This window comes from Streptococcus sp. WB01_FAA12, assembly GCF_012843315.1.
Lineage (GTDB): Bacteria > Bacillota > Bacilli > Lactobacillales > Streptococcaceae > Streptococcus.
Map to the genome: position 1 here is coordinate 1 of NZ_JABAEX010000010.1, position 12,076 is coordinate 12,076.

The 12,076-nt window shown below is 43.1% G+C and carries 8 protein-coding genes; 4 read left to right on the top strand and 4 right to left on the bottom strand.

Translation table 11 applies throughout. The features are described from left to right. The 4 genes from HF881_RS09340 to HF881_RS09355 form a co-directional block, all read right to left on the bottom strand. Positions 1 to 5,345: alpha-L-fucosidase (locus tag HF881_RS09340; protein WP_169447267.1), on the bottom strand; the 5,345-nt coding region annotated here is incomplete at its 3' end. 343 nt (positions 5,346 to 5,688) lie between these two features. Further along, positions 5,689 to 6,165 carry a glutathione peroxidase gene (locus HF881_RS09345; protein WP_169447268.1) on the bottom strand — a complete coding sequence of 159 codons (477 nt, stop codon included), beginning with the start codon at positions 6,163 to 6,165 and terminating at the stop codon, positions 5,689 to 5,691. Positions 6,166 to 6,586: 421 nt separating this feature from the next. Next, a complete protein-coding gene (locus HF881_RS09350; protein ID WP_169447269.1) occupies positions 6,587 to 7,129 on the bottom strand; it encodes a DUF3278 domain-containing protein in 543 nt (180 codons plus the stop codon). Between the two features lie 15 nt (positions 7,130 to 7,144). Then, the gene (locus HF881_RS09355) at positions 7,145 to 7,339 is read right to left on the bottom strand and encodes a helix-turn-helix transcriptional regulator (RefSeq protein WP_001082470.1); all 195 of its coding nucleotides are present in this window, start codon (positions 7,337 to 7,339) and stop codon (positions 7,145 to 7,147) included. Positions 7,340 to 7,503: 164 nt separating this feature from the next. Here HF881_RS09355 and rsmH point away from each other — a divergent pair, with 164 nt between their 5' ends. Genes rsmH through mraY form a run of 4 tightly spaced genes read left to right on the top strand, consistent with a single transcriptional unit; the run spans position 7,504 to position 12,023 of the window. After that, positions 7,504 to 8,454 (top strand): 16S rRNA (cytosine(1402)-N(4))-methyltransferase RsmH, encoded by a 951-nt coding sequence (gene rsmH / locus HF881_RS09360; protein ID WP_169447270.1) that lies wholly within the window; start codon positions 7,504 to 7,506, stop codon positions 8,452 to 8,454. 10 nt (positions 8,455 to 8,464) lie between these two features. Continuing rightward, positions 8,465 to 8,782, top strand: coding sequence for a cell division protein FtsL (ftsL, locus tag HF881_RS09365; protein ID WP_061587541.1), 318 nt, complete (start codon positions 8,465 to 8,467; stop codon positions 8,780 to 8,782). A gap of 3 nt (positions 8,783 to 8,785) precedes the next feature. Beyond that, positions 8,786 to 11,041, top strand: a complete 2,256-nt coding sequence (pbp2X, locus tag HF881_RS09370) for a penicillin-binding protein PBP2X (RefSeq protein ID WP_169447271.1) — start codon at positions 8,786 to 8,788, stop codon at positions 11,039 to 11,041. Between the two features lies 1 nt (position 11,042). After that, the gene (gene mraY / locus HF881_RS09375; protein ID WP_169447272.1) at positions 11,043 to 12,023 is read left to right on the top strand and encodes a phospho-N-acetylmuramoyl-pentapeptide-transferase; all 981 of its coding nucleotides are present in this window, start codon (positions 11,043 to 11,045) and stop codon (positions 12,021 to 12,023) included. The last annotated feature ends 53 nt before the right edge of the window (positions 12,024 to 12,076 follow it).

Sequence of the window (12,076 nt, forward strand, 5' to 3'; positions counted from 1 at the left end):
GGTTTTTCCGGTTGAGCTGGTTTCTCAGGTTCAGCCGGTTTTTCCGGTTGAGCTGGTTTTTCCGGTTGAGCTGGTTTTTCCGGTTGAGCTGGTTTTTCCGGTTGAACTGGTTTCTCAGGCTCGGCTGGTTTCTCCGGTTCAGCCGGTTTTTCTGGTTGAACTGGTTTCTCAGGCTCGGCTGGTTTCTCAGGTTCAGCCGGTTTTTTCGGTTCAGCCGGTTTTTCCGGTTCAGCTGGTTTCTCAGGTTCAGCTGGCTTTTCAGGTTGCGCTGGTTTTTCAAGCTCAGCTGGTTTCTCAGGTTCAGCTGGCTTCTCAGGTTCAGCTGGTTTCTCAGGTTCAGCCGGTTTTTCCGGTTCAGCCGGTTTCTTAGGCTCAGCTGGTCTCTCAGGCTTAGCTGCTTCAAGCTTGCTAATTTGTTCAAGAGCGGATTCTAGCGCTTTATTAACTTCTTCTTGAGTCTTGGCTTCTTGAATTGCAGTAATTGCTTGGTTTGCAAGTTCAATTAATTTCTTCTTAGCGTCATTGTTAGAACCAAGCTCACCGACTTTTTTCTCGATGGCTTCTGTCAAGCTAGCCATGGCCTTATTGTATTCGATTTCCGGCTGTTTCGGTTCAGCAGGCTGTTCTGGACTAGGTTCTTCGCCAGGTTTTTGGTAGTTTTCGTCCTTGCTTAGGATATCTTGCAAAGTACTTACTGTCAACATAACATCCTGAGCATCTACAGTTCCAGCGCTGAGTTGGTTTCTCAATTTGTCTAGATTTGCTTGGAAAGCTTGGCGTGCAGCAGGTATATTTTTCAATCCTGTTGGGTCAAAGTTAGCCAAATCGTCCTTCCATTTAGTGATGGATTGGAGAAGCTCTTCTTTGCTGTAGAGTTCGCTTCCTTCACCACGAGTGATGAATTGATCCACCTGAATACCGATGTTTCGAGACAAATCGTTTCGATCAGGATCTAGTTGAAGGGTGACTGCGTGCAAGTTTTCGTCCAGACCTTTTAGGCTAACCAGGGTTTGATTGCCTTGGCGTTGGGCAGCGTGACCGCTAAAGTATTTCTTGCCATCAATAGTCGAAGCATTTCCCATGCCATCTTGGTAAGGAACTTCTTTACCATCTAAGAAGACCTTGTAGATACCGTGACCTGGGTCTACAAATCCCTTGATGTCAAGTCCAGTACCGTAGAAGTAAGCTGTTACAGTTGTCTTTTTCTTTTGCTCGTCAGTTAAGCGACCAAAGGAAGCCCAAGACTCCGTCTTTTGGTACTTATCTGCTGAATTGGTTTCATGGTTCCAACCAGGACTGTAATCCAACTGACTAGCTTGGTCATCATGGCTTGTTTGATCCTTGATCAGCAATTCAGCCTTCATCACCTGAATCGTTGCATCGGTAGCAAAACCGAGCAAGGCACCATCAGAAACAGAAGTGAGCTTGGCTTTAAAGTCAAAGACAGAGTCAGCTTGTTCTGTAAAGTCAATCGTTGGGATGGTAACAGTCTTTTCTGTTTCTCCATCTTCAAAAGTCACATCTTGAGTTGTATCTTGGTAAACTTTACCGTGAACCCCAGTTCCAGGTTCTGTGATGAAGCGAACAGTAGCAGTTCCCTTGCTTCCACCAACACGTTTAATTTTAACAGTGACTGGTTTTCCTTTTTCGACTTCGTAGTTAGTAGACTCAAGTTCAAACATCCCTTTGCTATCATTGTTTAGGGTGTAGATCCCTTCTGTAGCAATCGGTTCGCCTGTTTTGTTTACAAGGGTAATAGTGTGTTGACCAGGTGCTAAATCGTCTGTTTCATATACTTTTTGGCTACGTTTACGGCTAGCGTTCTTAGTTTGCACATCCGCAACTTTTTGGCCATCAACGTAAACTGACATTTCTCCATGACCTGGGTCGACTGTAGAGACGACATAGGCCTTGGTTCCTGTGAAGGTATAGCTTACTTTGGCATCTTTTTGATTGGTCCACATAGAAGTGCCACGAACACCTTCAGATTCATTGTACCAAGTTGTTCCAGCTGTATCCGCTGTTGTGTTTGAGTGGTATTCAAGTCCAAGAGGGTAGCCATCTGTCTTTTCAATGCTACTTGGTGTCTTGTAGACTGAGAAGTTGGTCAAGATTGGAGTTGCTTGAGCACCAGTGATGGTTACGCGGATTTTTTGTGCCTCTAAAGGCTTGCCTTGAACCAAGCGACGGTAACCAACAGTTGAACCTTCCCCGTAAGTCACCCAGCGACCGTTGATTTCAACTTCAATCTTGAAACCAGAAATACGTTGACCTTTGGCGATGTCTTCCTTGAGTTCAACGACGTCAAAGCGTCTCTTTTGCCCTAAATCGACTGTAAAGCTACCAGTTGTGGCATTATTTGAGAGCGCCCAGCTAGTATCATCTTTACCGTCTGTCAGGTGACTTTCCTTGTAGAGGTGGTTCTGACGAGTAGAACTTGCTGTTACAGTGGCACCTTTGGCAAAGTCAGTCGCATACATTTGGTCTAGAGTTGCCTTGAACTCCTTCAAGCGAGTCACATCCGCATCTGCAAATTTTCCTTCTTTATTTGGTGGAATGTTGAGAAGGAGTGGGGTTCCACGACCAACAGACTTGAAGTAGATATCCATCAGCTCTTTGAGTGATTTCGGCTGTTGATTGTCATGGTAGAACCAGCCAGAACGAATCGAAACGTCAGCTTCCCCTACAGAGTACATATCACCATCTGGGTCACCATGGTTGAGGTATTCGTTTTTCACATCGTCTGTGATGTTAGCTCTCTTGACTTTATGCCAGACAGGGTCACCTGCGATACCACGTTCATTTCCGATCCAGCGAACGCTTGTCGGTTGAGCAGAGAAGATGGCGATATCTCCTTCAGCTTCTTTGATATATTTGAACCACTCATCAAAAGTATAGGTTACTTTTTGGGCACCGCTACCACGTGCACCGTCCATCCAAACTTCGATGAATTTTCCTTTATTTCCGTATTTTGGATTTCCAAGGATTTCTTTCAGTTGGTTGAGATAGTATTGGTTGTATTCTTTTTCGGTTGCAACATGGTATTTTGGATGATTAGCATCCCATGGTGACAAGTATACACCCATATTCATGTCATACTTGCTAGCAGATTTAGAAACTTCTTCGAGAAGGTCACCCTTTCCATCTTTCCATGGACTAGCAGCTACAGTATGGTTGGTGTACTTAGATGGGTAAGCAACGAATCCGTCGTGGTGTTTAACAACCATAATGGTTCGTTTGAAGCCCGTTTCCTTTAGAGTGCGAATCCACTGGTCTGTATCCAAGTTGGTTGGATTGAAGTATCGAGGGTCTTCTTTCCCATTTCCCCATTCAGAATTGGTATAAGTGTTCATTCCGTAGTGGATGAAGGCTGCCAATTCTTCCTTGTGGTAATCGAGTTGAGCCTTACTTGGAAGAGGTCCATGATTGCCAATCTCAGTTTCTTTGTCTTCTGGATGAGCGACTGGTTGAGTCGGAGTCGTTGGATTAGCTGTATCAGCGACTGGCTCGTATTCAAAGACGACCTCATTCACCCCTCTTTGCTGGATCCTTGCTTCCAAGCTAGCTTTTACTGGACGGTAGCCAGTAATGTTTTTTGCATGGAAAGTGTTGACAAAGGAAACGTCGTACTCTTGACCGTCATTATTATCAACTGTCGCCTCAGCGAGTTCAGTAGTTGTTCCTTTTTGACGGTAGTAAACTTTGAAGGAACCTTTGTTGACTTTATAGACTACCTTGATGACACGGGTTCCAGGAGCTGTCTTGCTAACGACATTGTGGTTCCACTCATCTTTTAGTTGCTTCTGAATCTCGACCCCATCAATGGAAACAATCTGGTATTTTTCTAGGTTTTGCTTGTAGAATTCAGTTGGAGTGATTGCTTTCTTAAAATCATAGTCAAAGCCAGTTCCCACTTCTGTTTTGTCTAAGAAAGTATCGTTTTCTTTAACTGTATTGCCTGCTTCGTCCACGTGCTGGATAACGACACGTCCGTAATCAATTCCCTTGACTAGAGTAGCGACACCGCTCTCATCAAAGGAGTACTGATTTTCTCCGATGACAGCTGTCTTATTTCTAAGCATTTCACCTTCGGGTGTAAAGTAATAACGTTTGCCATTATCACCTTGATACCAGCCCTTGACACCATATTTGTCAATGATATCTTTAACCCATTTGAGTTGTTCAGGAGAGAGGACAAGTCCACCACCAAAGCGGTCTTTCTCAGGGACACCGTTGTCAACAGTTCCGTGTTGGTGGACACCGATGACTTTTCCATCACCATTGATAATTCCACCACCAGACAAACCAGATACAGAAGTTGTTTGATAAGTGATGCCAGTAGCTCCTTTGTCATCATAAGGATCAACGGATTTTACCTTGCCGTCAGCTTTATAGAGTTGGCCAGCTACGATAGGTTGCTTGAGCTCTTTTGAACTAGAGTCAGTTGGATAGCCAATCGTGCTGACAGGATCCCCTGCTTTGTATGTCTTATGCTCAGCGAGTGGCACAAAAGTTGCTGCTTTATTTGGGCTTGCAATTTGTATAGGGACAGGTGCCACAACCGCTGCCAAGTCATTCTGATATCCCTTGCTAAACTCTTCTTTGTTCCAGAAGTGGATATCTTTCTCTTGAAAGAGCGTGGTATTTCCTGAATTTGGCTGAGAATTCTTAACGGGAGCGTTGGATCCTAGATTGTAATAGAAGCGCGCAGAATCTCCGCCACGAATATGACCTTCTTTATCTAAAAAGTTATGAGCAACTGTCAAGAAAACGTTAGGCGCAACAAAAATACCAGACCCAGAAACGATGTATCGTTGAGCTCCACCGTTATAAATGCTGTAGACCATAGTGGCAGCAGTTGCGGGTTGTCCCTCGTAGTTGATGTGTTTGAGGTCTAAACCGCCGTTAATGATGGCACGGTTTCCGTTCTCAGCTTCTTTTGGAGCTTCTTCCTTGTCCTTTAGAATGCTCTTAGTTTCTACTTTTGGACTAGCTTTCTGGTCAACGATAGTTTTTGTGTCGAGTTCTTTGACAGGTGTGTCTGGATAGGCACGGTCCTGAATGTCTTCAGGGAGCAAGTCAGCACTGTTGGTATCGGTAGCAGGTGTTTCTTGTTTTTCAGCTTCTACACGACCTTCTTCTTTGACTGGTTCGGTCTTGCCTTCTTCTACATCTGCGACATGTTCAATTTGCTGATCTAAATTGGATGTCGTGGCAGGAGACGTTTCGTCTGCACGCACGGATCCAGAAGCAAAAAATGCCAGTCCCACGATGACAGAGGCCACACCTACAGTTAACTTCCGAATGCTAAATGTTTGCCCTTTTTCAAAAAGGTATCGATTCATAATATACTCCTAGTTTTTAGAAAGGCAGTCAGCTACTGCCCGAGCCCAAGTCTGACTTGGTTACAACTTGATTTAAGGATAAAAACTCTCTGATAATTTGTAAGCCACCTTACCTCCTGTGTATAAAGCGCTTTCATTTTAAGATAAAAAAATTTAAAAGGTCATTTCTCCCTTAAAATGACTGGAAACTTTTAATATAACAAATATACTAAATTAATAAAAGAATTGCAATAGCAAAAAAGAAAAAAATAAATATAAATTAAAGAAAATAAGTTACTTTTTAAAGAAAAAACGCATCCTTTCAAGGCTCAAACTAAATGAAAGGATACGTTTTAAAAAGAAATTAGAGTATTTTTTGGAGAGACTCTTGGATGGTTTTGGGGCCTGTTTTGGAAGAGAAGCGCTCAAGGACTTGTCCCTCTCGGCCAATGAGAAACTTAGCGAAATTCCATTCGATTCGTTTTCCTAGCGGACCAGCTTTTTGGTCTTTCAACCAAACATAGAGAGGATCTGCTTCCTTGCCGTTGACCTTGACCTTGGCAAATCGATGGAAAGTAGTCTGATAGTGTAGGCTGCAGAAGCTATTGATTTCCTCTGCGCTGCCGGGTGCTTGTCCCATAAATTGATTGCAAGGGAAATCTAGGATTTCAAAGCCCTGATCTTGATAGCGTTCATAGAGTTCTTGAAGTCCCTGGTACTGGGGCGTTAAACCACATCCAGTAGCAGTGTTGACAATCAAGAGAACGTTACCACGATAACTCTCTAGGGAAGTTGCTTGGTTGCTTTGGTTTAAAACGGAAAAATCATAGAGTGAAGTCATTGATTTATTTTCTCCTTATGTTTGTGATTTTTAGGAGTTTTTTCCTCCTGTAGTGATAGAAATCCATCAAAGATAGCAGCAATACTCAAGCCAAATACCAATAATGGGATGAGTGTATCGATTTGGACAAGTTTGTCCCAAAAAGTAGAAAGAGGAATTTGTTCGACATAGAATTCATAGAGTTTATGAAAGCACAGCAAAGTAAATAAACCAATTAGAATACCGATAAATACGAGCTGACTACGAACTCTAATCTCCTGTTTACTATAGGTTCTGTACATCGTTGAGGGCTGGAATATATACTAGGAGGAGCAATATCTCAGGAATCGGTAAGTTGCCTGAAAAGATGATGAAGAGGATTAGAGAACTAAATATAAGATGATAGGTAAGTAAGGTAAGTAGTGCTTTCATAAGTTTTCACCTATTCGTCATCTTGATCTTTCTTAGCTTTTTCAATGCGACGGGAGATGATAATTTGTATAATCAATCCGAAGAAGAAAGATTGGAGAATACTTGAAAAAATATTTTTAAAAGTGAGAAGAGACTGAAGATAGTCCTGACTCTCACCTAGTAGTATATGGAGAAGAGGGGTTACAAAAAAACTCATCAATCCATAGACTATCCCCGCTTTAAGACCTGGGTAGTGTAGTTGCTTGCTTTCTTTCTCATTCAGCATATCTAGATCAATGACTGTGATGCCTGTTTTCCTGGTTTGGGAGAGCACATAGAGAGCAGAAATCATCGAAATACCGAATACCACAAGAGGATAGCCGATAGCGACAATTTGCGGATATTTATAAGCAAGGACAAAGGGAATAAGATTACCTAAAGTCATGAGGTAAAAGAGAATCACAAAGATTTTATTTCCGATGCGGTCAGCTTCGCGTCGTTTGTGTTCATCAAGTGGTCCTGAAATGCCATAAATGCGTTTGATAAGTTTTTCAGTGAAGGTTTCTTTTTTCATGAGTTTGCTCCTTTTTTAAAAATCGTCTTCCCAAAAGAGACTGTTGAGGTCAGTTTGGAGGCTGCGGGCGAGATTGAGACAGAGTTCCAGAGTTGGATTGTACTTGTCATTTTCAATCATGTTGATGGTCTGTCTCGAGACACCGATATCTTTGGCGAGCTCGAGCTGGGAAATGCCCAGTTCCTTGCGGAATTCTTTGACACGGTTCATAGGGTCTTCTTTCTGATTTATGTCGTATATATTTGACTATATTATATTCTTTCGAGAGGGACGTGTCAAGTATATATGACATTTTTTGGAGAATTTTTTTCGAAGGTCTCTAGCTTTGTCTGACAAGTGCAAGCTGGTCAGATTTGTGGTAAAATAGATAGGATATGACAAAAGAATTTCATCATGTAACGGTCTTGCTTCATGAAACGATTGATATGCTTGACGTGAAACCTGACGGTATCTACGTTGATGCGACCTTGGGCGGAGCAGGCCATAGCGAGTATTTATTAAGTAAATTGAGCGAAAAAGGGCATCTCTATGCCTTTGATCAGGACCAGAATGCCATTGACAATGCGCAAAAACGTTTGGCACCCTATATCGAAAAAGGGATGGTGACTTTTATCAAGGATAACTTCCGTCATTTGCAGGCACGTTTGCAAGAGGCTGGTGTCCGTGAAATTGATGGAATTTGTTATGACTTGGGAGTTTCCAGTCCTCAGCTGGATCAGCGTGAACGTGGTTTTTCTTATAAAAAGGATGCGCCACTGGATATGCGGATGAATCAGGAAGCTGGTCTGACAGCCTATGAGGTGGTCAATCATTATGACTATCATGACTTAGTTCGGATCTTTTTCAAGTATGGGGAGGATAAATTCTCTAAACAGATTGCCCGGAAGATTGAGCAAGCGCGTGAAGTGAAACCAATCGAGACGACGACTGAACTGGCAGAGATTATCAAGTCTGCCAAACCTGCCAAGGAGCTCAAGAAAAAGGGGCACCCTGCCAAGCAGATTTTTCAGGCTATCCGAATCGAAGTCAATGATGAGCTAGGGGCAGCTGATGAATCCATCCAGCAGGCCATGGACATGCTGGCTCTGGATGGTAGAATCTCAGTCATTACTTTCCATTCTTTGGAAGACCGCTTGACCAAGCAGTTGTTTAAGGAGGCTTCAACAGTGGAAGTTCCAAAAGGCTTGCCCTTCATTCCAGACGATCTTAAGCCTAAGATGGAATTGGTATCCCGTAAGCCAATCTTGCCAAGTGCCGAAGAGCTAGAAGCCAACAATCGTTCGCATTCAGCCAAGTTGCGCGTGGCTAGAAAAATTCACAAGTAAGAGGAAAAACATGGCAGAAAGAATCGAAAAAACAAGCCAGTTATTGCAAACGAAGTTTAAAGGTTTTTCACGTGTGGAAAAGGCCTTCTATGTTTCGATTGCTGCAACAATGATTATCCTGGCAATTAGCGTTGTGTTTATGCAGACCAAGCTATTACAAGTTCAGAATGAATTGACTAAGGTCAATGCTCAAATCGAAGAAAAGAAAACAGAGCTCGACGATGCTAAGCAAGAGGTCAATGAATTGATTCGTTCAGAACGTTTGAAAGAAATTGCAAACTCAAAGGATTTGCAGCTGAATAACGAAAATATCCGAGCAACGGAGTAAGAAATGAAACAGTGGAAAGAAAAAATCATCCGTTATGCCGTTCGTAATCGTAAATCTCCAGAAGAAAACCGCCGAAGAGTAGGGAAAAGCCTGAGTTTATTGGCTGTCATACTCTTTGCTGTCTTTTTGGTCAACTTTGCGGTCATTATCGGAACGGGTAAAAAATTTGGTAAGGACTTGGTTCAAGAAGCAAACAAGGTCCATCAAACAACCAAGACGATTCCTGCAAAACGGGGAACCATCTACGATCGTAATGGGACACCTATTGCTGAGGATGCAACTTCTTATAATATCTATGCTGTTATTGACAAGACCTACAAGTCAGCAACAGGCAAAATTCTCTATGTAGAGGATTCTCAATTTAATAAGGTAGCTGAGATTTTCCATAAATACCTAGATATGGAAGAGTCTTATGTCAAAGAACAGCTTTCTCAACCAGATCTAAAACAGGTATCTTTTGGTACCAAGGGAAATGGGATCACCTATGCTAATATGATGGCCATTAAAAATGACCTCAAAACTGCTGGTGTTGAGGGAGTTGACTTTACAACTAGCCCTAACCGTAGTTATCCCAATGGACAGTTTGCTTCTTCCTTTATCGGTTTAGCGCAACTCCATGAAAATGAGGATGGCACCAAACGTTTGATTGGGACATCTGGATTGGAGAGTTCTTTAAATAGCATTCTGGCGGGTACAGATGGGATCATCACCTATGAGAAAGATCGTCTGGGAAATATTGTTCCGGGTACAGATCAAGCTTCTCAACAAACGGTAGATGGAAAGGATGTGTACACAACCCTTTCTAGTCCCTTGCAATCCTTTATGGAAACCCAGATGGATGCCTTTCAGGAAAAGGTAAAAGGCAAGTATATGACGGCTACCTTGGTCAGCGCTAAAACAGGGGAGATCCTGGCTACGACCCAACGGCCGACCTTTAATGCCGATACCAAGGATGGCATCACAAAAGACTTTGTCTGGCGTGATATCCTCTATCAAAGTAACTATGAGCCAGGGTCAACCATGAAGGTGATGATGTTGGCCTCAGCAATTGATAACAATACCTTCCCTAGTGGCGAATACTTTAACAGTAGTGAATTGAAAATAGCTGATGCGACCATTCGAGACTGGGACGTCAATGAAGGATTGACCAGTGGTGGCACTATGACCTTCTCTCAAGGATTTGCCCACTCAAGTAATATCGGGATGACCTTGCTTGAGCAAAAGATGGGAGATGCAACCTGGCTGGACTACCTTAACCGCTTTAAGTTTGGGGTGCCAACTCGTTTTGGTTTGGCAGATGAGTACACAGGTCAATTGCCTGCTGATAACATTGTCAATATCGCCATGAGTTCATTTGGACAAGGGATTTCTGTTACCCAGACCCAGATGCTTCGTGCCTTTACAGCCATTGCCAATGATGGGGTTATGTTGGAGCCGAAATTTATCAGTGCCCTCTATGACCCGAATGACCAGTCTGTCCGTAAGTCTCAAAAGGAAATTGTCGGAAATCCTGTGTCAAAAGCAGCAGCGTCCTCTACTCGGGAGCACATGGTCATGGTCGGAACAGATCCTGTCTACGGTACCATGTACAACCACAGTACAGGAAAACCAAATGTCAATGTTCCAGGTCAGAATGTCGCTCTGAAATCAGGGACTGCTGAGATTGCCGATGAGAAGAATGGGGGCTACCTGACAGGTGAAACCAACAATATCTTCTCTGTTGTGTCGATGCATCCTGCAGAAAATCCTGACTTTATCCTCTATGTGACGGTGCAACAGCCAGAGCATTATTCAGGTGTTCAGCTTGGGGAGTTTGCCAACCCAATCCTTGAGCGAGCTTCTGCTATGAAAGAATCCCTCAATCTTCAGTCAACTGCCAAGAGCTTAGATCAGGTCAGCAAGACGACAAGCTATGCCATGCCAGCTACCAAGGACTTTACGCCGGGAGACCTAGCAGAGGAATTGCGTCGCAACCTTGTCCAACCAATCGTTATCGGAACAGGAACCAAGATCAAGGAACTCTCGGTTGCTGAAGGAGATAATTTGGAAGCCAATCAGCAGATCTTAATCCTGTCTGACAAGGTCGAAGAAATGCCTGATATGTACGGCTGGACAGATGAAAATGTGCAAACATTTGCCAAATGGCTAAATATAGAAGTCGAGTGGGAAGGTAGTGGCAAAACGGTCAAGAAACAAAGTGTCCGTGCCAATACAGCCCTCAAAGACATTAAAAAAATGAAAATAACTTTAGGAGATTAAGATGATTAGTTCCATTAGTGCTGGAGTTCTAGCCTTTCTATTGACCTTGATTGGCATTCCAGCCTTTATCCGATTTTATCGAAAAGCACAGATTACGGGTCAGCAGATGCACGAGGATGTCAAACAACACCAAGCTAAAGCTGGGACTCCAACCATGGGAGGTCTTGTCTTCCTTATCGTTGCAGTTGTTGTGAGCTTTCTGGCTGCTCTCTTTACCCAACAATTGACCAACAATGTAGGCATGATTTTGTTTATCTTGGTTTTGTATGGTTTGGTAGGTTTTTTGGATGATTTCCTCAAGGTCTTTCGTAAGATTAACGAAGGCTTAAATCCCAAGCAAAAACTTGCTCTCCAGCTCCTTGGAGGAGTGATTTTCTACCTCTTTTATGAGCGTGGTGGCGACATGCTTTCAGTTTTTGGCTACCAAGTGCACCTGGGTATTTTCTATATTTTCTTCGCCCTCTTCTGGCTAGTTGGCTTTTCAAATGCGGTGAATCTGACTGACGGGATTGATGGCTTAGCGAGTATTTCTGTGGTGATTAGCCTGTCTGCCTATGGTGTGATTGCTTATATGCAAAATCAACTGGATATTCTTCTTGTCATTCTTGCTATGATTGGTGGTTTGCTAGGTTTCTTCGTCTTTAACCACAAACCTGCCAAGGTCTTCATGGGAGATGTGGGAAGTTTGGCTCTTGGTGGGATGCTGGCAGCTATTTCTATGGCTCTTCATCAAGAATGGACCCTTTTGTTGATTGGGATTATCTATGTCTTTGAGACAAGCTCTGTTATGATGCAGGTTACCTACTTTAAGCTAACTGGCGGGAAACGTATTTTCCGTATGACGCCTGTCCATCACCATTTTGAACTTGGAGGATTTTCAGGCAAGGGCAATCCTTGGAGCGAGTGGAAGGTTGACTTCTTCTTTTGGGGAGTTGGACTTCTAGCAAGTCTTTTGACCCTAGCCTTTTTATACCTACTGTAAAGATAATCTTTGATTACAAAACAAAACAGGATGAAGTTGATCTTCATCCTGTT